The following is a 19,947-nucleotide window of genomic DNA, read 5'->3' as shown; positions in this document are numbered from 1 at the left end:
TCCGAGCGGAAGGCTGCCCATGCTGGACCCGAACCGAGGACGAGCCGTGCTCGCCACCGTGCTGCTCGGCGGCCTGACCTGGGCGGTGGCCTCCGCCGCCCCGGCGCACGCCCACGTCACCGTGTCGCCCTCGACCGCCGCGGCGGGGAGCTCGACGGTGCTGACCTTCGGCTTCAGCCACGGCTGCGAGGGCTCCCCCACCACCGCTCTGGCCGTCCAGCTGCCCGAGCAGCTGCTGAGCGCCACCCCCACCATCACCCCGGGCTGGGAGGTCGAGAAGACGATGGCCGAGCTGTCGTCGCCGGTCACCGACAGCCACGGCAACCAGGTCACCGAGCGGGTGGAGACGATCGAGTACCGCGCCGAGTCCCCCGTCCCCGACGGCTACCGGCAGACCTTCGAGATCCAGCTGACCGTGCCCGAGGACGCCGCCGGGCAGACGCTGGCCTTCCCGGCGGTGCAGACCTGCGAGGACGGCTCCACCTCCTGGATCCAGGTGCCGGCCGACGGCCAGGACCCGCACAGCCTCGACACCCCGGCGCCCACCCTCACGGTGACGGCCGCCGAGGAGGGCACCGGGCACGGCCAGACCCCGGCGGAGCCGGACGGGGAGGCCTCCACGCGGGCGAGCGTCGAGAGCGGCAGCGGCGGCTCCGGCGACGCCCTGGGGATCGCCGGTCTGGTGGCCGGGCTGGCCGGGCTCGTCGCCGGCACCACCGCCCTGCTGCGGGGGTCGCGGTCCCGGTCGTGACCAGCGCAGCGACCCGGGCCCGCAGCTGCCTGCTGCGGCTGCTGGCGGCCGTGGCCGTGGCCGTGCTGGGCGGGCTGCTGCTGCCCGCCGCTCCCGGGCACGCCCACGCCTCGCTGATCGGCACGGACCCCGCCGAGGGGGCCGTGCTGGCGACGGCGCCCCGCACCGTCACGCTGACCTTCGACGAACCCGTCTCGCCCGCGGTGGAGGGCGCGCAGTGGCTGGCCCCGGACGGCAGCAGCACGGTGCTGCCCGCCACCGCCCGCGACGAGACGGTGGTGGTCGAGCTCCCCGCCCCGGTGCCGCAGGGCACCTCGCTGCTGAGCTGGCGGGTGGTCTCGGCCGACGGCCACCCCATCGCCGGCGTGCTGACCTTCTCGGTCGGCGCCCCCAGCGAGAACAGCGGGTCCCCCACCGCCGGCAGCTCCTCGCCCTGGCTGAGCGGGACCGTGGTGCTGGCCCGCGGGCTGACGCTGGCCGGGGTGCTGCTGCTGGTGGGGCTGGTGCTGTTCGACCGGCTGGTGCTGCGCGGTGCGGAGCAGCCGCCGGGGATGCTGCGCGCCCTGCGGCTCTCGGCCTGGGTCGCCGGGCTGGCCACGCTGGTGGTGCTGCCGCTGGGATGGGTGGTGCAGCAGGGCACCGGCCTGGCCGCGGTCGCCTCCGCCCTGGCGTGGCAGCGGATCCTCGCCGACCCCGCGACCGCGGCGACGCTGATGACCGCCGTGGGCGCGGTGGTGGCCGCCGACCTCAGCTCCTCGGCCTGGGGGCGCCGGTCGGAGTCGGGGCACCTCGCCACCGCGGTGGCGCTGGCGGTGGTGATCGGCGCGCAGGCCGTCACCGGCCACACCCGCAGCACCTCGCCGACGTGGCTGGTGGTCGGGGCGGACCTGGTGCACGTCGTCGTGGCCTCGGCCTGGGTGGGCGGGCTGCTCGGGCTGGTGCTGGTGCTGCGTCGCCCCGCCTACTCCCCGTCCCGGGCGGACCCTGGGCACCCCGGCCCGCTGACGGTGGTCGGCCGGTTCTCCACGCTCGCCGCCGTGTCGGTGGCGGCGCTGGCCGTCACGGGCACGGTGCTGGCCGTGCTGGTGCTCGAGACCTGGGACGCGCTGCTGGGCACCGGCTACGGGCGGACGCTGCTGGTCAAGCTCGGGCTGGTCGGGGTGGCCCTGCTGCTCGCCGGCTGGAACCGGCTGCGGCTGCTGCCCGCGCTGGCCGCGGTCGGCGACCCGTCGGCCCTGCTGTCCCGGCTCCGCCGGACCCTGCTGGACGAGCTCGCGCTGCTGCTCGCCGCGGTGGCGGTGACCGGGCTGCTGATCTCCTCCAGCCCGAGCACGTCCGCCCCGCCGGAGCCGGCCGCCACCCAGCTGGAGCTGGCCGGCGACCGCGCCGACATCACCCTGGAGCCGGGGGTGACGGGGCGGAACACGGTGTCGGTGGTGCTGACCGGTGCCGACGGACGTCCGCTGCAGACCACCGCGGCCCCGACGCTGCGGCTCACCCAGCCGGTCGCCGGGGTGGGACCGCTGACCGCTCCCCTGACGGCCGACGACGGCGGCGGACGGTGGACCGGCGAGGTGGACCTGCCCGTCACCGGCAGCTGGGAGGTGCAGCTCGCGGTGCGCGTCGACGAGTTCCGCGAGCCGGTCGGCAGCGGCACGGTGGAGGTCCGGTGAGCACCCGGGCGGCACGAGCAGGGAGGCGGAGATGACGGGGCGCAGACGGGCCCGGGGCGAGCTGGAGGCGGCGCTGCTGCGCGCCCTGTGGCAGGGCGAGGAGCCGCTCAGCGCGCAGGAGCTCGCGGGCCGGCTGCCGGGCACCACGCCGGCCGTCACCACCGTGCTGACCGCGCTGGAGCGGCTGCGCGTCAAGGGCGAGGTGGTGCGGGTGGGCGGTGCCCGCGGGGTGCGTTTCGCCGCCGCCCGGTCGGAGTCGGAGTTCACGGGTGAGGCCATGCTGGCGACCCTGGCCGACTCCGGGGACCGGACCGCCGCGCTGCTGAAGTTCGCCGGCAGCCTGGATCCCGAGGACGTCGCGGCCCTCCGCCGGGCCCTCGACCCGCCGCCGGAGGCCTGAGGTGGACGTCGGGGGGTCGCTGCTGGCCGTCGGGCTGCTGCTGGGGCACGCCGGGCTGATGGCCGGGCTGGCGCCGGTGCTGCTGACCCGCGGCCGGTGGCGCTTCCGCCGTCCCGGGCTGGCCCTCGGCCTCTGGCACGTCGCCCTGCACAGCGGGCTGGCGGCGGCCGCGGCCAGCCTGGCGGTGGCGATGGCGCTGGCCGCGGTGCTGGTCGAGCAGCAGGCGCCGCCACCTCCGGGGTCGTTGAGCCCGGTGCAGGGCATGGTGCTGGCCTGGGTCGCCATCACCGTGGCCGGGGTCGCCGCCGTGGTGGTCAGCACCCAGTCGCACCGGATCGCCTGCGAGGAGGCCCGCACCCGGCGGCTGCTGGGCGCCCTGGTGGCCGAGCGGGGCATCCACCGCACGGTCGCGGACTCGATGGTCATCACCGTGGTGGAGTCGGAGCGGGCGCTGGCCTGCGCGCTGCCGGGACGCCTGCCCGGCGGCTCTGGGGCCCGGCACCGGGTCGTCGTCTCCTCGGGTCTGGCCCGGGCGCTGACGCCGGCCGAGCTGCGGGCGGTGATGCAGCACGAGCTGGCGCACCTGCGGCTGCACCACCCGGTGCTGGTCCGGCTGGCCCGGCTCAACGCGGCCTGCCTGCCGCTGCTGCCGGGAGCCCGGGAGCTGCACCGGGTGACCGGTCTGCTGGTGGAGCTCATCGCCGACGACGCGGCGGCGCGCCGGTGCGGCAGCGCTCCGCTGGCCCGGGCGCTGACCACCATCGGCACCCGGGAGGGCGACGAGTCGATGCTGCTGCGCGCCGAGCGGTTGCGACGCTCGCCGGTCCCCCCGCCGCGGCCGCGGCGCCCGCTGCTCTGGTCGCCGCAGCGCGCGACCGCCGCCGGGCGGTGACGACGACCGGCCGACGGGTATGGGCCGGGCATGAGCGAATCCTCGACCCACGTCTCCGGTGAGCAGGACGACTTCGCGAGCGAGGTCCACGAGCACGTCCCGACCGACCGGGAGCCGACCCCGCGGCTCGGCGAGCAGGCCTCCGCCTCTCCCGGGGAGGCGCTGGACTCCGAGCGCGAGGCGGTCGCCGAGGACTTCCAGGACGGCGGGGCGGCCGCGGGCCGCTAGCGCTGGCCGGCGACGCGCCTGGCCTTGGAGTGGCGGAGCGCGACCGCCGTCCGCGAGTGGTCCACCCCGAGGTACAGCCCTGACACCGCCATGAACGCGTGCACCCACCAGACGGGTCCCGACTGCCCGCTGAGCAGCAGCGTCAGGGCCAGGGCCGCCAGCGTGAAGCCCGCCAGCGCGGACCAGAAGGACAGGTTCTTGTGCATGGCGTCTCCCCCGTGCTCAGTCGCGACGTCGTTCTCGGGGGATGTCGCCACGGTATCCGTCAGCGCTGCCTCGTGCTGACGGTTCGACGAGATGTGCCGACGTCCTGCTCCGACATCCGGCAGCGGCACCCGGAAGCAGGTCAGCCCCCGGCCACGAGATGTGGTCAGGGGCTGTGCTGCGCGCTCGGAGGGATTCGAACCCCCAACCTTCTGATCCGTAGTCAGATGCTCTATCCGTTAAGCTACGAGCGCCGGTCGAACCGAGGGATGAGTCTAGCGACCATCCACCCGCCGTCCAAATCGCCTTCCCCGCGCCTGCTCCCCGCCCCGGGCGGGCGCACGGCCCGGTGTATAACGTCGAGCGACGGAACGAGCCGCCCGACCGCACCGCGGCACGGGCGAGAACAGGGGTGCTGATGGTCGACCAGGTGCTCGAACGGGAGGACAAGTTCGACGTCCCCGAGAGCTTCCGCCTCCCGGACCTGCAGGAGCTGGCGCCGGCGGGCGTCCGGTGGGAGACCGAGGAGCTCCACCTGCAGAACACCTACCACGACACCCCCTCCGGCCACCTGGCCGGGTTCGGCGTGACGCTGCGGCACCGCGAGGGCGGGACCGACGCCGGCTGGCACCTCAAGGTCCCCGAGGAGGACGGGCGGGTGGAGGTCCGCGACGGCTCCGCCGGCGACGAGCTGCCCGCCACCCTGGCCGACGTGGTCGTCGGGCTGCGGTCGGGCGAGGAGCTGTCCCCGGTCGCCCGGGTCACGGTCACGCGCACGGTGCACCGCCTGCTGACCGGCGACGGCACGCTGCTGCTCGAGCTGGCCGACGACCGGGTCAGCGGGGTCGCGATGGGTGAGGAGGCCCGGATCAGCAGCTGGCGCGAGCTCGAGGTGGAGCTGGGTCCCGGCGGGGACGAGGAGCTGCAGCGCCGGGTCGGCCAGCAGCTGCTCGCCGCCGGTGCCACCCCCTCGGCCACGGCCTCGAAGCTGCAGCGCACCCTCGGCTCTCCCGCCGGCGGGACCACCGACGCCGGGGACGGCACGGTGGCCGCCCTCGTCCGCAGCTACCTGGCCGCGCAGTGCCGCCAGATCGTCCGCGGCGACGTCCAGACGCGTCTCGGGGAGCCGCCCGTCCACAAGTTCCGCGTGGCGATCCGTCGGTTGCGCAGCACGCTGCGGGTCTTCGGCCCGCTGTTCGACCCCGACGCCGCCCAGCAGCTGGAGACCGAGCTGGTGTGGCTGGCCGGGCTGCTCGGCCAGGTGCGCGACCGCGACGTCCTCTCCCAGCGGCTCGCCGGCCAGCTCGCCGAGCTCCCGGCGGAGGTCGTGCTGGGTCCGGTGGCCGCGCACGTCGAGACCACCCTGTCGCTGGAGCGCGCCGAGCACCTGTCGCGGCTGACCGAGGCCATGGCCGGTGAACGGTACGCCGCGCTGATGGGGCTGGTGCGGCGGTGGCTCACCGACCCGCCGCTCACCGCGGAGGCGGACCGGCCCGCCAAGGACGCCCGCCGCCACCTGCGCAGGGCGGGGAAGAAGCTCGACCGCCGGCTCCAGGCCGCCGGCGGCGACGTCGAGGCGCTGCACCGGGCCCGCAAGGCGGCCAAGCGCTACCGCTACGCCGCCGAGCTGCTGGCCCAGGCGGGCGGCAAGAAGGCGGCCCGGATCGCGGAGTCGACCAGCGAGCTGCAGACGCTGCTGGGCGAGCACCAGGACAGCGTGGTCAGCGCGGCGTTCCTGCGGCGGCTCGGCGCTGCGGCCGGAGCAGGCGGCGGCCAGAACGGGTTCACCTACGGCTACCTGGTGGCGCGGGAGGAGCACCGGGCCGAGCAGATCCGCGCGGAGCTCGCACGGCGCTGGGGCGACCAGCAGTCCTGAGCGGCCCAGGACGGACGAGCGCCGCCCTGCTCCCGAGCTGGGAGCGGGGCGGCGCTCGGCCGGCCGACTGGCGGAGGCGGCGGGATTTGAACCCGCGAGAGGGTTGAAGCCCTCAACCCGCTTAGCAGGCGGGCGCCATAGACCTGACTAGGCGACGCCTCCAGTGGTGCCGGGCCAGCCTACCGGTCGAGACGCCGACGCCGCAAAGACCCGCGGCGCCGGCTACTGCGGGCGCGGTGCACCCGACCACCCGGTCCGCGCTCCGGCCCGCGTCTACACTCGGCCCCCGGACCCATCGAACACCAGGAGCACGCCCGTGGCCGACGACGAAGCCCCCGGGAGCGACACGCCGCGCCGCGCGCTGCCGCCCCGGGACGACGCGCCTGCTCCGGAGCCCCGCCCCGCCGCCGGCCGGCACGCCCTCGGCGGCCGTCACGCCGACCCCGAGCAGACCGCCTTCCAGCGCAGCGCCGGGTGGACCGCCCTCGGCGCCCTGGTCCCCGGGGTCGGGCTGCTCAAGGCGGGCCACCGGCGCGCCGGCGGCGTGGTCCTCGGGGTGTTCCTGGCCGCCCTGCTGGGGCTGGCGCTGTGGGTGCTGCTGGGGCGCTCCTCGCTGCTCGCCGCCGCGGTCGACCCCACCAGCCTCAACGTCATCTCGGCCGTGCTCGTCCTCGTCGCCGTGCTGTGGGTGGGCGTCATCGTGGCCACCAACCTCGCGCTGCGTCCGCAGCGGCTGGCCACCGCCCAGCGGGCGATGTCGGCCGCCCTGGTGGCGGTGCTGGCGTTCGTGGTGGCCGCGCCGATGGCCGTCGCCGCCCGCTACTCCCACGACCAGGCGGGCGTGGTCGGCGCGGTGTTCAAGAGCGGCAAGGACACCAAGTCCGCCACCCGTCCCACCCACGACCCCGAGTCCGACCCGTGGGCCAAGCAGCCCCGCCTCAACGTGCTGCTGCTGGGTGGTGACGGCGACGACCACCGCGAGGGGGTCCGCACCGACACGGTGATGGTGGCCAGCATCGACACCCGCAGCGGCGACACCACGCTGTTCAGCCTGCCCCGCAACACCGCGCACATGCCCTTCCCGGCCGACTCCGAGCTGGGCCGGATCTACCCGGACGGCTTCTACGACGGCTACGACGCCGACAACCTCGAGTACGTGCTGTTCTCGATGTACCGCAACATCCCCGCGCTCCACCCCGGTGCGGTCGGCGAGACCGACAACGAGGGCGCCGACGTGCTGAAGATCTCCGTCGGCGAGGCCCTCGGGCTGGACATCGACTACTACGCGATGGTGAACCTCGACGGCTTCTCCCAGATGATCGACGCCCTGGGCGGGGTCACGGTCAACATCAACACCCACGTCGCGGTCGGCGGGAACACCGACCTGGGCATCTACCCCGACCGCTACCTGGCCCCCGGCCCGGACCAGCACCTCAACGGCAACGACGCGCTCTGGTTCGCCCGCGGCCGCTACGGCTCCGACGACTTCGAGCGGATGGCCCGGCAGCGCTGCGTCATCAGCGCCGTGATCGCGCAGGCCAACCCGCAGACGGTGCTGACCCGCTACGAGGCCATCGCCCGCGCCTCGAAGGACATCATCCAGACCGACGTCCCGCAGGAGCTGCTGCCCTCGCTGCTCGAGCTGGCGTTCCGCGTCAAGGACGGCGAGACCCGCAGCGTCCTGTTCCAGAACGGCAAGGCCGGCTTCTCCTCCAGCCGACCCGACTGGGACCAGGTGCGCCGCCGGGTCGACAAGGCGCTGGGCGAGACCGGCAAGAACCCGGGTGGGGCCTCCTCCGCGCCGGCACCGACCGCCTCGGGCGAGCCAGAGCCGGGCTCGGGGGCGTCCTCCTCGCAGACGGGTGCGCCGCCGGCCTCGTCCTCGGCCTCCTCCTCCGACCGCCCGGGCAGCCCGTCGGCGAAGAAGACCACCGAGAGCGACTCGGTGACCGACGCCTGCGCCTTCGACCCCGAGGCCGCGGCGGCCTCCACCCCCGGTCCGACCCGGATCCCCTGACCGCCCGCTCGTCTCCCGGACGGTCCCGGGGGCGGCTCAGATCCGGCCGTAGCCCCGGTTGCGGTTCAGCCGGGTGGTGACCTCCGAGGCCAGCGAGGTGATCGAGCCCTGCGCGGCCACGACGTGCACCGTGGAGCCGTCGCCGCTGACGAAGGTGAGCCGGTCGCCCTCCACGGACTGCTTGACGCTGGTGACCTCGCTCCAGCTCCCCCGCTGCTCACCCGCGCGGTTGCGGACCACGTAGCCCTCGTCGGTCAGCTCCACCTCGGCGGCGTTGCGCACGGTGGAGAGGATGGCCACGGCGATCAGCACGCTGCCCAGCACGACGAGCACCACGCCCGGCAGCACCCAGGCCACGTGGCCGGTGGCGGCCTCGAGGGCCACCGCCAGCACGGCACCGGTCACCTCCAGGGCCGAGCCGACGGCCAGGGCCCGCATCGGCAGCCGGGGACGGAACCGGTGCACGCTCATGCGGGCTCAACTCCTCGAGTCGGTGGGTGTCGGCGGTGGGTGGGACGGTCGGCGGCGAGGGTGGGATTCGAACCCACGGAGCGGTCTCCCGCTCGGACGCTTTCAAGGCGTCTGCACTAGTCCACTATGCGACCCCGCCTGGCACCCGGGACGGGTCGCCGCGACGGGCGGACCGGCTCGGGAGCACCTCATCGTAGCCGCTCGCCCTGCCCCGGTGCCGCCGCGCGGCTGTGGCACGCTGGCCGCATGCGAGCGGTGCTGTGCGACGGATCCGGTGGCCCCGAGGTGCTGCACGTCGGCGAGGTCGAGGACCCCCGCCCCGGCCCCGGCGAGGTGCTGGTGCAGGTGGTGGCTGCCGGGGTCAACCGGGCCGACCTGCTGCAGCGGCAGGGTCACTACCCGCCGCCGCCGGGGGCCTCGGAGCTGCTGGGGCTGGAGTGCTCCGGCACCGTGGCCGAGGTCGGCGCCGGGGTGACGGGCTGGCAGGCCGGCGACCCCTGCGTGGCGCTGCTGGCCGGAGGCGGCTACGCCGAACGGGTGGTGGTCCCGGCCGGGCAGCTGCTGCCGCCCCCGCCCGGGGTCGACCTGGTGAGCGCGGCCGGTCTGGTGGAGGTGGCCGCCACGGTGGTGTCCAACCTCGACCACGCCCGGCTGGGAGCCGGTGCGACGCTGCTGGTGCACGGCGGCGCCGGCGGGATCGGCTCCTTCGCGATCCAGTACGCCCGCGCCCTCGGCTGCCGGGTGCTGGCCACCGCGGGCACCGAGGACAAGCGCCGCTACTGCCGCGAGCTGGGGGCCGACGAGGCCGTCGACTACACCGGCGACTGGCCCGCCGCCGTGCGCGCCGCCGCACCGGCCGGCGTGGACGCGGTGCTGGACGTGATGGGGGCGAGGTACCTGGCCGACAACGTCTCGGTGCTGGCCCCGGACGGCCACCTGCTGGTGATCGGGATGCAGGGCGGACGGCGGGCCGAGCTCGACCTGGGAGCGCTGCTGGCCCGCCGCGGCAGCATCTCGGCGCTGGCGCTGCGCTCGCGCCCGGTGGAGCAGAAGAGCGCCATCTGCGAGCGGGTGCGCGAGCTGGTCTGGCCGATGCTCGCCGAGGGCCGGGTGCGGCCCGCCCACGAGACCCGGTTCGCGCTCGCCGAGGCGGCCGAGGCGCACCGGTGGATGGAGTCCGGGCAGAGCCACGGCAAGATCGTGCTGGTGGTGTAGCCGGTGCCCGACGAGGCCGAGCCGCTCGACGCCGAGGCGGAGCTGGACCGGTTGTTCGCCGGCGACCCGGGCGCCTTCACCGCCGGCCGGGACGCCCTCGCCGCCCGCGCCCGCAAGGCCGGCGAGCGCGGGCTGGCCAACCGCATCAAGGCGCTGCGCCGTCCCACCGCCGCGGCCTGGGTGGCCAACCTGCTGGCCCGCGAGGAGGCCGGGTCGGTGCGGGAGCTGCTCGACCTCGGCGAGGCGCTGCGGGCCGCGCACCAGACGCTGTCGGCCGAGGAGCTGCGTCCGCTGGCCGCGCAGCGCACCGCGGTGGTGGAGGCGCTGACCCGCCGGGCGGCCCGGCTGGCCGCCGAGCACGGCCACCCGACCTCGGAGCCGGTCCGCTCCGAGGTCGCGAGCACGCTGCAGGCCGCGCTCGCCGACCCGGAGGTGGCCGAGGAGCTGCGACGGGCCCGGCTCACCCGGGCGGCCAGCTACAGCGGGTTCGGGCTGGCGCCGGCGCACCCGCGTCGGGAGCCGGAGCCCGTCAGCAGCCTGGACCAGGCCCGCTCACGTCGCCGCAGCCGCCAGGAGCGGGAGGCCGAGCAGGCGCGGATCCGGGCCATCCAGGACGCCCGCCGGCACCTGCAGCAGACCGAGTCGGCGCTGGTGGAGGCCGAGTCGCTCGCCTCGGCGGTCGAGGAGGAGCACCTGGCGGCCGCCGAGGAGCTGGACCGGCGCAGCCAGGAGGTCGCCGACCTGCGGGCGGAGCTGGAGCAGGCCGAGGCCGCCGAGCAGGAGGCCCACCAGGCGGCGGAGGCCACCCAGCAGCGGCTGGACGAGGCCACCGAGGCGCTGGAGCAGGCCCGGGCGGAGCAGGAGGAGGCCCAGCAGCAGCTGGACGCCCTGGCCGCCGCCACCGACGACGACCGGTGAGACGCACCGCACCGGACCGCCCGCCGGCAGCAGGGCCGGTCAGCGGGGTCGACGGATGCGGATCGGTCCCCTGGCGGTGGCCGGGTCGACGACCCGTCCGCCCTGGGTGATCTCGGCCCGGCCCTCGGCGACCAGCCGACGGGCGGCCGCCCTCGCCGGCTCCATCAGCTCGCGCCACTCCTCGCCGCCGACCGCCCGCGCCACCTCCGAGGGGCAGATCGAGGCGGTCGCCGGGCGGGCGTCCAGCAGCTGCTGCAGCGCCTCGTCCAGACGCGCGTCCTCCCCCCGCGCGGCGGGGTTCCCGGCGGGCTGGTCGGCGTCCGGCTGCTCGGCGGTGGGCACAGCTCGATCCTGCCACCGGGGCCCCCGGCCGGCGCCACCCGCTCCTCCGCGACGGGCGGCGGGGTCAGCGGACGGGGACGAGCGGGGTCGGGACGTCCCCGGTCCACCGGTGCAGCACCGCCGTGCCGCTCTGCAGCACCACGCCGTCCTCCACCACCTGCGCAGCCCGCCCGACGTAGAAGCAGCCGTCTCCGAGGGCCTCCAGGCCGACGCCGCCGTCGAGCTCGTAGCCCCAGACGTCGCTCGGGCGGTGGTGCAGCCCGGCCGGCAGCAGCGGCGCGACCAGACCGCGCTCAGGCCGCCGCTGACCCACGATCTCGGCCTCCGTCGGCCGACCGACCCGTCGACCACGTACAGCCCGTAGTTGGGGAAGTGCGGCTTGGTGCCCCGGTAGACCGCCATCAGCCAGTGGCCGGTGTGCTCGTCGTAGGTGAGGTTCTGCACCCCGAAGGTGGTGTTCCCGGTGCGCACGAACACCTTCCGCGACGGCCGCTGCGGGCCGGAGCGGTGGGGCGCGTGCTGGTCCAGCGGCTGCTCCCACCGCGACCACCCCGACACGTCGTACTCGAGCAGCACCTGGTGGTCGTCGTCCTCGCGGTGGAGGCCGGCGTAGACGCCGTAGGCCACCACCAGCACCCTGCTCCCGCTCCGCGAGCCGAGGCGGGGGCCGAAGGCGATCCCGTCGATGCCGCTGCAGCCGTAGCGGTGGTCGGCGGTGTCGGCGGTGTCGCCGTCGAAGACCCCGTCGCCGTCCATGTCGGCGGTGAAGTCGGCCACCACCTCGGCCAGGTGCACGGTGGTCATCACCCCGTCGGCCTCGGCGTCCATGCCCACCCGGTCGATCCGGGCGACGTCGAAGACCGCGACGTAGAAGGCCTCCTGCGCCTTGTACTCCAGCGAGCCGTACACCCGCCCGTCGTCGGGGTTCAGCGTGAGGTCGCCGAGGTGGCCGGTGAGCCCGCCGACCGTCCCCACGACGGCGCCCGACCGGTCGGTCTTCACCAGCAGCTGGGTGAAGGAGAAGTAGACGTAGCCGTTCTCCCGGTCCACGGCGAGCCCCTGGACGTGGCTGGTCGGCCACGCCCCTCCCGGGACCTCCGTCGGCAGGTCGGACGCTCGGACGACGGGCACAGCGGCTCCTCGGGGTGGTCGGACGGTCGGCATCCTAGGGCGGGCTAGCCCTCGCCCATGGGAATCACCCCAGACACCAAGGACTGGACCTGGGTGCTGCGGCAGCCCTGCGCCGAGTGCGGCTTCGACCCGGCGGAGGTGCGGCGCACGGCGCTGCCGCAGCGGATCCTGGCCGCCACCGGCACCGTCGCGGACGCCCTCGCCGGCGCGGACGTGCGCCGGCGACGCGACCCGTCCACGTGGTCGGTGCTGGAGTACGGCGCCCACGTCCGCGACGTCTGCCGGGTGATGGCCGGGCGGCTCGCGCTGCTGCTCAGCCGCGACGACCCGGAGTTCGCCGACTGGGACCAGGACGCCACCGCGGTGGCCGAGCGCTACGCCGAGCAGGACCCCGCCCGGGTGGCCGTCGAGCTGCGGGAGGCGGCGGACCGGCTGTCCGCCGCCTTCGCCGACGTGCCCGAGGACGCCTGGCAGCGACCCGGACGACGCTCGAACGGGTCGGTCTTCATCACCTGGACGCTCGGCCTCTACGCCCTGCACGACCTGGAGCACCACGTCGCCGACGTGACCCGCCGCTAGGACGGCGTCCTCCACGGTCTGCTGGGAGCGGGCGCCTGCGGCTCAGGAGGTCCAGGCCCGCCAGAGCGCCGCGTACTCCCCGTCGCGCTCGACCAGCTCCTCGTGGCTGCCGAGCTCGGCGATGCGGCCGTCGATCACCACCGCGATGCGGTCGGCGTCGTGGGCGGTGTGCAGCCGGTGCGCGATGGCCACCACGGCCCGGTTCTCCAGCAGGCCGTTCATCGAGCCCTCCACGTCCCGGGCGGTGCGCGGGTCGATCAGCGACGTCGCCTCGTCGAGCACCAGGGTGTGCGGGTCGGCGACCACCAGGCGGGCCAGCGCCACCTGCTGGGCCTGCGCCGGCGTGAGGCTGGTGTGCCCGCTGCCGAGCATGGTGTCCAGGCCCTCGGGCAGCCGCTGCACCCACTCCCAGGCGTCGACGGTCTGCAGCGCCCGGATGACCACCTCGTCGGGTGAGTCCTCGCGGGCCAGCACGATGTTGTCGCGCACCGTGCCCACGAAGACGTGGTGCTCCTGGGTGACCAGGGCGACCTCGGTGCGGAGCACGTCGAGCGGCAGCGAGGTGAGCTCCACCCCGCCGACGGTGACCGACCCGGTCCGCGGGCCGTTGATGCCGGCCAGCAGCCGTCCCAGCGTCGACTTGCCCGACCCGCTGGGCCCGACCACGGCGAGCCGCTCACGCGGACGCAGCGCGAGGTCCACCCCGTGCAGCACGTCGCGACCCTCGCGGTAGGCGAAGCGCAGGTCGCGGCCGACCAGGTCCACCCCGTCCGGGCGCTCCTCCCCCGGTGTCCGGTCCTGCGGGACCTGCCGGATGCCGAGCAGCCGGGTGGTCGAGGCGATGCCCACCTGCAGCCGGTCGACGTTGGCGATCAGCCGGTCGACCGGCTCCACCAGGGCCTGCACGTACAGGGTGGCGGTGGTGATCTCGCCCAGCGTCACCCAGCCCCGCGAGTAGCCGTAGGTGCCGAGCAGCAGCACGGCCACCAGCGGCGTGTTGTAGGCCAGGTCGATCCAGCCGAACATCAGGTTGCGCAGCGACATCGTGTAGCGCTCGGCCTGCGCGGACTCGGCCACGTCGTCGTCCCCGGCGGCGATCCGCTGGCGCTGCAGGTCGAGGGCCTCCACCGTGCGGGCGCCCTCGACGGTCTCGGTGAAGGTGGTGTTGATGCGGGAGTAGGTGCCGCCCTCGGTGATGTAGCCCCGGGGTGCGGCGCGCAGGTAGCGGCGCACCGGCACCGACACCAGCACCAGCGCCACCAGCGACGGCACCGCGAGCAGCGGGCTGTTCAGCACCAGCGCCACGATGGTCAGCACCGTGGTGGCGGCGGCGATCACGGCCTGCGGCAGGGCGTACTGCACCGAGTTGCTCATCGCCGACACGTCGCGCGTCACCCGGGTCACCAGGTCGCCGGAGCTGGCGCTCTCGACCCTGCCCAGCGGCAGCGACAGCACGGTCTCGACCACGTCCTCGCGGGCCGAGGCCAGCACGTCCTGACCCACCACGGTGGAGGAGAACCGGGCGCCGAACACCAGCAGCGCCTGCAGCACCACCACGCCCACCACGGCCAGCGCCAGGGCGTTCAGCCCCGCCAGCACCGTGTCGCCGGCCGAGACCCGGTCGACCAGCGAGCCCAGCATCCGCGGGACCACCAGACCGGCCACGGCCGCGGCGACGTTGAGGGCGAGCAGCAGCACCACCCGGCTGCGGCGACGCCGCAGCAGCCCCGAGACGAACCCGACCACCGCGGTCGCGGGGGCCACCGGGAGCCCCCGCTCGGGTGCCCGGGTGGAGTGGTAGTAGCTGTCGGCCCGCTCGGCGCGGATCCGGTGCCGGCGCCGCCAGGCGCGCAGCCGCTCGCGCGGCCCGGCGTGCTCGGGCGGCACCAGCTCGGCCGGCACGCGGGGCAGGGCGTCGGTGTCGTGCACCCAGGTGCGGGCGGAGTCCTCACGCCAGTCCGGCTCCAGCGGCAGCACGGCCGTGCCGTTCGTCTCAGACATCGCTCACCTCCATCCCCCGGGCCACCACGTCGCGGTAGCCGCGCTCGGCCAGCAGGTCGGTGTGGCTGCCCTGACCGGCCAGCCGTCCGTCCTCGAGCCAGATCACCTCGTCGGCGTGGTGCAGCCACAGCGGCGAGACGGTCATCACCACGGTCGTGCGTCCCCGGCGCAGCTCCGGCACCCGGGCCGCGATCCGGGCCTCGGTGTGCGCGTCGACGGCCGAGGTGGGCTCCACCAGCACCAGCACCGGCGGGTCGGCCAGCAGCGCGCGGGCCAGCACCAGCCGCTGCCGCTGGCCGCCGGAGAGACCGCGGCCCCGCTCGTCCAGCACGCCCTGCCAGCCGCCGGGCAGGGCCGTGTAGACGTCCTCGCCGGAGGCGGCGTCCAGCGCCCGCTCGGCCTGCTCGCGGGTGGCGCGGCGGTGCGGGTCGACGGCCTGCTGCAGGGTGCCCGCGAACACGGCGCTGGCCGCGTCGCTGACCAGCACGTGCCGGCGCAGCTCGGCCACCGGCAGCTGGGACAGGTCGACGCCGCCGAGGGTGACCCCCCACCGGGCACGGGCGCGGACCTCGTCCTCGACCGCCCGCTCACGGCGGAGCCGCTGCATCTCGGCCTTGGCCTCGCGGCGGGCCCGGCCCTTCAGCGACTCGTCCACGTCCAGGCTCGGCGGGGTGCCGGTGTCGGGCAGGTAGCGGCCGAGCCGGTCGGCCAGCGCCGCGGAGTCGTCGGGGACGCCGCTGACCACCACGACCAGACGTCCGGCGGGGATGCGCACCCCCGACCGCTCGTCCACCAGCTCGGCTCCGGCGGGGATGGCCGCCGGGGACTCCGGCTCCTGCCACGGCGGCTGCAGGCCGAGCACGGCCGTGGCCTTGCGCGCCGACACCAGACCCTGCACCCAGGCCCGGACGGCCTCGAAGAAGAGCTGGATCGGCAGCACCACGAAGACGGCGTAGCCGAAGAAGCTGATCAGCTGCCCGATCGAGATCCGCCCGGCCACCAGCTCGCGCGCTCCCAGCCAGGTGAGCGTGACCAGGAACAGGCCCGACAGCAGCACGCCCAGGGCGTCCACGGCCGCCTGCCAGCGCCCGGCCCGCACACCGGCCTGGCGGGCACGCTGGGACTGCTGGGTGTAGTTGCGCCCGAAGGTGGCCTCACCGCCGATGCCGCGCAGGATCCGCAGCCCGGCCACGATGTCGGTGGCCATCGAGGTCAGCTCGGAGATCCGGTTCCGCTCGACGGCCTGGGCCCGGTGCAGCGGGCGCAGCAGGGGGGCGGCCGCCCCGACCAGCACGGGGCCGGCCAGCAGCACCACCAGCCCCAGCGGCACCGACGTGCTGAGCACCAGCGCGGCCACGACCAGGAAGGCGAGGGCGCCGCTGGTGGCGCGGGCCACCACGTTGAGGGTGGCGCCGAAGGTGTCGGAGTCGCTGGCGGAGACGCTCAGCACCTCACCGGTCGGGGTCCGTCGCGGCAGCACGTGACCCATCTGCACGCTCTTGCGGGTGACCCGCATGACGGTGCCGTAGAGGGCGACCAGCCAGGAGGCGACCTCCAGGCTGTGCCCGACGATGCCGGCGACCACGCCGAGCACCAGCACACCCAGCAGCGCCGACGACCACATCACCACCGCGGACCAGTCGCCGCTGGAGACGCCGGAGTCGATGGCGCGGCCGAGGAAGTAGGGGCCGACGGCGCCGGGCAGGAACCACAGCACCCCGATCCCGACCATGGCGAGGTAGATCCGCCACTGGGAGCGGATCATCCAGAGCAGGAACGCCGAGGGGCTGCGGGTGTCCGGGAACTCGGTGGCGTCCTCGGCGTAGGCGCGCACCCTCGGCGGGAAGAGAGGCATGACGGAGTCAGCCTAGGGAGCCCCACCGACAGTGACGACCCCTTTACGATGACGCCCCTCTACGATGACGCCCCCCCTTACGATGACGGCACCGGTGCACCTGGGCGGAGGAGGTCGGCGTGCCGCGAGACGTGCGTCCCGCGAGGGTGTTCGAGGACGTGGCGGCTGTGCTCGGGCCGCGGGACCCGCAGGCCTCGGTGTGCTGGTGCCTGAGCCACCGGCTGGACTCGCGGACCAACCGCTCGCTGGTCGGGCCGGCCCGCGCCGAGTACGTCCGCGAGCTGTGCCGGCGCCCGGTCGCACCGGGGGTGCTGGCCTACGAGGACGGCGAGGTCGTCGGCTGGGCGGCGGTCGCGCCGCGCTCGGAGCTGCCCTTCGCCCGCTCGCGCAAGATCCCCCACGTCGACGACCAGCCGGTGTGGTCGCTGTGGTGCGTCAAGGTGCGCGCCGGCCACCGCGGTCGCGGCGTCGCGGTCGACCTCCTCGCCGGCGCGGTCGGGTACGCCCGCAGCGAGGGTGCTCCCGCGGTGGAGGGCTACCCGGTGGACAACCAGGGGCAGAAGGTCGACCTGACCATGGCCTACGTGGGCACCCGCGCCCTGTTCGAGCGGGTCGGCTTCACCCTGGCCGCCCCGACCGACTCCGTCTCCGGCGGCTTCCCCCGGGTGCTGATGCGGCTGCAGCTGCGCTGACCACCTCGCACCTCATGCGCCGCGGGCGATGCGCTCGACGGCGAGGACCACCTCCGGCAGCGGTGCCGACGTGTCGACCACGTGGGTTGCGCCCGCCCGCAGCAGCGGTTCGACGTCGCGGAGGTCCTGCTCGATCCGCGCGAGCTCAGCCGGTGCCTTGCCGTAGGAGTTCGTGGTGCGGGACCGGATCCGCTGCAGCACGACGGCGCGGGGAGCCGTCAGGAGCACGACCGCGTCGAAGCGGTGGTAGAGGGCACCCTGGTTGGCGACCGTGCCCTGCACCACCACCGGGCGATCCCGTGGCCGGTCGAGCAGGCTGGTGACCCGTGGCAGCCGCCACAGCGGCTCGCCGTCGACCACCTCGATCCAGCCCGGGTCGTCGGTGTCGACGACCTCCAGCCCCCGCAGGCCCAGCTCACGCAGCACGGTGGACTTCCCGACACCAGACATCCCGGTCACCAGCAGCGCCCGCACCCGGCCAGTCTGGCAGCCGGACGTCCCCCCGCCGCCGGCGGCGGGTGCGCGTCTCAGCGGGGCACGTCGGTGACCTGCTGCCGGGCGGAGTCCCACAGCCGCGCCCGCTCCCACACCGCGCCGGCGAGCTCCACCGGCTGCAGGACCTCCAGCGCCGCGGCGACCTGGGCGGCGTCCAGGCGTCGGGCGATGGTCGTGTGGGGCACCCACTCCCCCGGAGCCAGGTGCGGCACGCAGGGGCGTCCCATCACCGACTGCACGCGGGCGTGGAGGTCGAGCAGCGCCGGGGTCACCACCAGCGTGCGCACCAGGACCCACGGCCCGGTGCCGAAGACCGAGACCGCCGCGGGCGCGAGCGGCAGCGGCAGCGTCGACGTGGCTCGGCGGAGGTCCGGCAGCAGCGGCGCGACACCTGCGGCGGCCACCTCGTCGGCGGAGATGGTCACCGTGAGGTGCGGCCGGTTCGAGTCCCGCCGGTGCCGCGACAGGTTGGGCAGACCCCGCTCCTCCAGTCGCGCCCAGTCCTGCCGCAGCCGCAGCTCGGTGGCCGGGTCGGGGAGCAGCTCCAGGTGCAGCACCGGTTCAGTATCGCCTCCGGGGCCCGGCCTAGACTCGCTCGCATGACCGAGAACCAGCCGGAGAGCGCACGCGCACAGCAGGCCCCCATCTACGCCGGGCAGACCGAGGACGGTCGCACGGTCGTGGTGACCCCCAACGGGATGGCTGTCCAGCAGGCCCCGGACGGCGGCTCCCAGGGTCAGGACGTGGTGGACTCCGAGGTCGTCGAGGAGGGCGGGTCCCGCGACGGGCAGGACTCCGTGACCGACATGGTCGAGCAGCCGGCCAAGGTGATGCGGATCGGCACGATGATCCGCACCCTGCTCGAGGAGGTGAAGTCCGCCCCGCTGGACGACCCGAGCCGGACCCGGCTCCGCGACATCCACGCGGGCGCGGTCGAGGAGCTGAAGTCGGGGCTGTCGGAGGAGCTGGCCGAGGAGCTGGAGCGGCTCAGCGAGCCGTTCACCAGCGACGAGGTGCCCTCCGACGCCGAGCTGCGCATCGCCCAGGCCCAGCTGGTCGGCTGGCTGGAGGGTCTGTTCCAGGGCATCCAGACCGCCCTCTTCGCCCAGCAGATGGCCGCCCGGGCCCAGCTGGAGCAGATGCGTCGGGCGCTGCCCGGCGCGGACCGCGCGGCCGCCCAGGCGCCCCAGCGCGGCAGCGGCATGTACCTCTGAGCCACGCCCGTGAGCACGTCCGGACGCCTCCCCGCCGCACCGGCGCGGGAGGCGTCCGTTCACGCGCCCGACACCGCCGGTGAACCCGGCCGTGCAATTCCCGACAGGTGCCTGGAATAGGGGCCCAGAAGCCCGTACGAATGACTCCTCCGCATCTGAGTACACGTACTCACCGCCTTCTGGGTGATCGCCCCAGAACAGTCAGGTAGGTCTTCCCACATCTGGCCCTGTCCCACCGGGCCGTGTTCTGCCACGATGATTCGCGGCACAGTGGAGGGAACCGGAAACACCGGACGCGACGTCAGACCCTCCGGAAACGCCAGCGAACGAGATCCGTGGGGGAAATACGCAATGACTTCTGCCAGCGCACGCAAGCGACCCAGCTGCGTCGATTTCGCCGACCTCTTCCAGCACCCGGTGATGGACGAGGGGCTACCGGCCGGCGCAGGCCCCGACGAACGCCGCCAGGCCGCCATGATGGTGCGCAAGGCGCAGAACCTGTGCGAGAGCTGCCCGCTGCTGAAGAGCTGCCTCTACGACGCGGTGGTCAAGCACGACGTCTCCGGCTACGTGGCCCAGACCACCCAGCGCCAGCGCGCCGAGATCCGCCGCCGGCTGGGTGTCACCGTGACCCCGGAGGACTTCGACACGCTGGCCGGCGTCACCTCCCCCAACCGCCAGGTGGACCACGAGGAGGTGCTCCGGCTCCGCCGCGCGAACCCCGACGAGAGCCTGGAGACCCTGGCGCACCGGCTGGGCTGCTCCCTCTCCACCGTCAAGCGCCACCTGCGCCGGGCCCGCACCGAGGCCTCGACGCCCCGCCCCGCCCCGGCCCGCCGCCCCAGCCCGGAGCAGGTCGCCGCGGTGGCCCAGGACGTGGTCAGCGGCACCGGCCGGCGGCCGCGGGTCGCCGCCTGACCCGCTCGACCTGCCCGGTCACGGGGGACGCCGCTGCGGCGGGCGTCCCCCGTGCTGGAGTCCCCGGCCCACTCC

At 75.2% G+C, this 19,947-nt stretch carries 20 protein-coding genes and 3 tRNA genes; 13 read left to right on the top strand and 10 right to left on the bottom strand.

The genetic code is table 11. The annotated features are described in order from the left end of the window. Positions 1-19 precede the first annotated feature (19 nt). Genes GC722_RS02225 through GC722_RS02205 form a run of 5 tightly spaced genes read left to right on the top strand, consistent with a single transcriptional unit; the run spans position 20 to position 3,944 of the window. Positions 20-751, top strand: a complete 732-nt coding sequence (locus GC722_RS02225; protein WP_156607509.1) for a YcnI family protein — start codon at positions 20-22, stop codon at positions 749-751. Continuing rightward, on the top strand, positions 748-2,424 hold the full coding sequence (locus tag GC722_RS02220; protein ID WP_156607508.1) for a copper resistance CopC/CopD family protein: 1,677 nt from the start codon (positions 748-750) through the stop codon (positions 2,422-2,424). The genes GC722_RS02225 and GC722_RS02220 overlap by 4 nt, the downstream gene beginning before the upstream one ends. A 31-nt stretch (positions 2,425-2,455) precedes the next feature. After that, positions 2,456-2,824, top strand: a complete 369-nt coding sequence (locus GC722_RS02215) for a BlaI/MecI/CopY family transcriptional regulator (protein WP_156607507.1) — start codon at positions 2,456-2,458, stop codon at positions 2,822-2,824. Between the two features lies 1 nt (position 2,825). After that, positions 2,826-3,716 (top strand): M56 family metallopeptidase, encoded by an 891-nt coding sequence (locus GC722_RS19115; protein ID WP_156607506.1) that lies wholly within the window; start codon positions 2,826-2,828, stop codon positions 3,714-3,716. A gap of 30 nt (positions 3,717-3,746) precedes the next feature. Beyond that, positions 3,747-3,944, top strand: coding sequence for a hypothetical protein (locus GC722_RS02205; RefSeq protein WP_156607505.1), 198 nt, complete (start codon positions 3,747-3,749; stop codon positions 3,942-3,944). On the opposite strand, the gene GC722_RS02200 is transcribed toward GC722_RS02205, so the two are convergent. Continuing rightward, positions 3,941-4,150, bottom strand: a complete 210-nt coding sequence (locus GC722_RS02200; RefSeq protein WP_156607504.1) for a hypothetical protein — start codon at positions 4,148-4,150, stop codon at positions 3,941-3,943. The two genes, GC722_RS02205 and GC722_RS02200, sit on opposite strands and share 4 nt — an antisense overlap. A gap of 179 nt (positions 4,151-4,329) precedes the next feature. Further along, positions 4,330-4,402, bottom strand: a tRNA-Arg gene (locus GC722_RS02195). Between the two features lie 164 nt (positions 4,403-4,566). Between GC722_RS02195 and GC722_RS02190 the strand changes: the two genes are divergently transcribed. Beyond that, positions 4,567-6,024: a CYTH and CHAD domain-containing protein gene (locus GC722_RS02190; RefSeq protein ID WP_156607503.1), complete on the top strand. Its 1,458-nt coding sequence runs from the start codon at positions 4,567-4,569 to the stop codon at positions 6,022-6,024. 68 nt (positions 6,025-6,092) lie between these two features. Here GC722_RS02190 and GC722_RS02185 read toward each other — a convergent pair. Next, positions 6,093-6,186: transfer RNA gene (locus GC722_RS02185), tRNA-Ser, on the bottom strand. A gap of 154 nt (positions 6,187-6,340) precedes the next feature. Between GC722_RS02185 and GC722_RS18035 the strand changes: the two genes are divergently transcribed. Then, positions 6,341-8,041, top strand: a complete 1,701-nt coding sequence (locus tag GC722_RS18035) for an LCP family protein (RefSeq protein ID WP_156607502.1) — start codon at positions 6,341-6,343, stop codon at positions 8,039-8,041. A gap of 36 nt (positions 8,042-8,077) precedes the next feature. On the opposite strand, the gene GC722_RS02175 is transcribed toward GC722_RS18035, so the two are convergent. Together GC722_RS02175 and GC722_RS02170 are read right to left on the bottom strand one after the other, a co-directional pair. Further along, positions 8,078-8,512 carry an anaerobic C4-dicarboxylate transporter family protein gene (locus GC722_RS02175; protein WP_156607501.1) on the bottom strand — a complete coding sequence of 145 codons (435 nt, stop codon included), beginning with the start codon at positions 8,510-8,512 and terminating at the stop codon, positions 8,078-8,080. 52 nt (positions 8,513-8,564) lie between these two features. After that, a tRNA-Ser gene (locus GC722_RS02170) sits at positions 8,565-8,651 on the bottom strand. A 107-nt stretch (positions 8,652-8,758) separates the two neighbouring features. On the opposite strand from GC722_RS02170, the gene GC722_RS02165 reads away from it, so the two are divergent. Together GC722_RS02165 and GC722_RS02160 are read left to right on the top strand one after the other, a co-directional pair. Continuing rightward, positions 8,759-9,727 carry an NAD(P)H-quinone oxidoreductase gene (locus GC722_RS02165; RefSeq protein WP_156607500.1) on the top strand — a complete coding sequence of 323 codons (969 nt, stop codon included), beginning with the start codon at positions 8,759-8,761 and terminating at the stop codon, positions 9,725-9,727. Between the two features lie 3 nt (positions 9,728-9,730). Beyond that, positions 9,731-10,645 carry a hypothetical protein gene (locus GC722_RS02160; protein ID WP_156607499.1) on the top strand — a complete coding sequence of 305 codons (915 nt, stop codon included), beginning with the start codon at positions 9,731-9,733 and terminating at the stop codon, positions 10,643-10,645. Between the two features lie 39 nt (positions 10,646-10,684). On the opposite strand, the gene GC722_RS19110 is transcribed toward GC722_RS02160, so the two are convergent. Then, entirely contained in the window at positions 10,685-12,118 is a 1,434-nt protein-coding gene (locus tag GC722_RS19110) for a DUF3253 domain-containing protein (RefSeq protein WP_331714306.1), read from the bottom strand. A gap of 57 nt (positions 12,119-12,175) precedes the next feature. Here GC722_RS19110 and GC722_RS02145 point away from each other — a divergent pair, with 57 nt between their 5' ends. Then, the gene (locus tag GC722_RS02145) at positions 12,176-12,697 is read left to right on the top strand and encodes a DinB family protein (RefSeq protein WP_156607498.1); all 522 of its coding nucleotides are present in this window, start codon (positions 12,176-12,178) and stop codon (positions 12,695-12,697) included. Positions 12,698-12,739: 42 nt separating this feature from the next. On the opposite strand, the gene GC722_RS02140 is transcribed toward GC722_RS02145, so the two are convergent. Beyond that, complete coding sequence (locus GC722_RS02140) at positions 12,740-14,698, bottom strand: ABC transporter ATP-binding protein (RefSeq protein ID WP_156607497.1); 1,959 nt, start codon at positions 14,696-14,698, stop codon at positions 12,740-12,742. Then, a complete protein-coding gene (locus GC722_RS02135; protein ID WP_156607495.1) occupies positions 14,691-16,553 on the bottom strand; it encodes an ABC transporter ATP-binding protein in 1,863 nt (620 codons plus the stop codon). Before GC722_RS02135 ends, GC722_RS02140 begins: the two co-directional genes overlap by 8 nt. A gap of 119 nt (positions 16,554-16,672) precedes the next feature. Here GC722_RS02135 and GC722_RS02130 point away from each other — a divergent pair, with 119 nt between their 5' ends. After that, the gene (locus GC722_RS02130) at positions 16,673-17,245 is read left to right on the top strand and encodes a GNAT family N-acetyltransferase (RefSeq protein ID WP_331714305.1); all 573 of its coding nucleotides are present in this window, start codon (positions 16,673-16,675) and stop codon (positions 17,243-17,245) included. Between the two features lie 12 nt (positions 17,246-17,257). On the opposite strand, the gene GC722_RS02125 is transcribed toward GC722_RS02130, so the two are convergent. Together GC722_RS02125 and GC722_RS02120 are read right to left on the bottom strand one after the other, a co-directional pair. After that, the gene (locus GC722_RS02125; RefSeq protein ID WP_197429699.1) at positions 17,258-17,719 is read right to left on the bottom strand and encodes an AAA family ATPase; all 462 of its coding nucleotides are present in this window, start codon (positions 17,717-17,719) and stop codon (positions 17,258-17,260) included. Between the two features lie 53 nt (positions 17,720-17,772). Then, complete coding sequence (locus GC722_RS02120) at positions 17,773-18,297, bottom strand: 2'-5' RNA ligase family protein (RefSeq protein WP_197429698.1); 525 nt, start codon at positions 18,295-18,297, stop codon at positions 17,773-17,775. A gap of 42 nt (positions 18,298-18,339) precedes the next feature. Between GC722_RS02120 and GC722_RS02115 the strand changes: the two genes are divergently transcribed. Together GC722_RS02115 and GC722_RS02110 are read left to right on the top strand one after the other, a co-directional pair. Continuing rightward, positions 18,340-18,954, top strand: coding sequence for a bacterial proteasome activator family protein (locus GC722_RS02115; protein WP_197429697.1), 615 nt, complete (start codon positions 18,340-18,342; stop codon positions 18,952-18,954). 351 nt (positions 18,955-19,305) lie between these two features. After that, positions 19,306-19,872 carry a sigma factor-like helix-turn-helix DNA-binding protein gene (locus GC722_RS02110; protein WP_197429696.1) on the top strand — a complete coding sequence of 189 codons (567 nt, stop codon included), beginning with the start codon at positions 19,306-19,308 and terminating at the stop codon, positions 19,870-19,872. Positions 19,873-19,947: the final 75 nt, after the last annotated feature.

Origin of the sequence: Auraticoccus cholistanensis, assembly GCF_009742705.1 — a bacterium.
GTDB classification, from domain to species: Bacteria; Actinomycetota; Actinomycetes; order Propionibacteriales; family Propionibacteriaceae; genus Auraticoccus; species Auraticoccus cholistanensis.
The sequence above is the reverse complement of the archived record's forward strand: the minus strand, read 5'-3'. Positions and strand labels throughout refer to the sequence as shown.

Coding starts and splice junctions, on each gene's coding strand:
- GC722_RS02225 (WP_156607509.1), top strand. CDS start 20: ATGCTGGACCCGAACCGAGGACGAGCCGTGCTCGCCACCGTGCTGCTC.
- GC722_RS02215 (WP_156607507.1), top strand. CDS start 2,456: ATGACGGGGCGCAGACGGGCCCGGGGCGAGCTGGAGGCGGCGCTGCTG.
- GC722_RS02205 (WP_156607505.1), top strand. CDS start 3,747: ATGAGCGAATCCTCGACCCACGTCTCCGGTGAGCAGGACGACTTCGCG.
- GC722_RS02200 (WP_156607504.1), bottom strand. CDS start 4,150: ATGCACAAGAACCTGTCCTTCTGGTCCGCGCTGGCGGGCTTCACGCTG.
- GC722_RS02190 (WP_156607503.1), top strand. CDS start 4,567: ATGGTCGACCAGGTGCTCGAACGGGAGGACAAGTTCGACGTCCCCGAG.
- GC722_RS02175 (WP_156607501.1), bottom strand. CDS start 8,512: ATGAGCGTGCACCGGTTCCGTCCCCGGCTGCCGATGCGGGCCCTGGCC.
- GC722_RS02165 (WP_156607500.1), top strand. CDS start 8,759: ATGCGAGCGGTGCTGTGCGACGGATCCGGTGGCCCCGAGGTGCTGCAC.
- GC722_RS02145 (WP_156607498.1), top strand. CDS start 12,176: ATGGGAATCACCCCAGACACCAAGGACTGGACCTGGGTGCTGCGGCAG.
- GC722_RS02140 (WP_156607497.1), bottom strand. CDS start 14,698: ATGTCTGAGACGAACGGCACGGCCGTGCTGCCGCTGGAGCCGGACTGG.
- GC722_RS02135 (WP_156607495.1), bottom strand. CDS start 16,553: ATGCCTCTCTTCCCGCCGAGGGTGCGCGCCTACGCCGAGGACGCCACC.
- GC722_RS02115 (WP_197429697.1), top strand. CDS start 18,340: ATGACCGAGAACCAGCCGGAGAGCGCACGCGCACAGCAGGCCCCCATC.
- GC722_RS02110 (WP_197429696.1), top strand. CDS start 19,306: ATGACTTCTGCCAGCGCACGCAAGCGACCCAGCTGCGTCGATTTCGCC.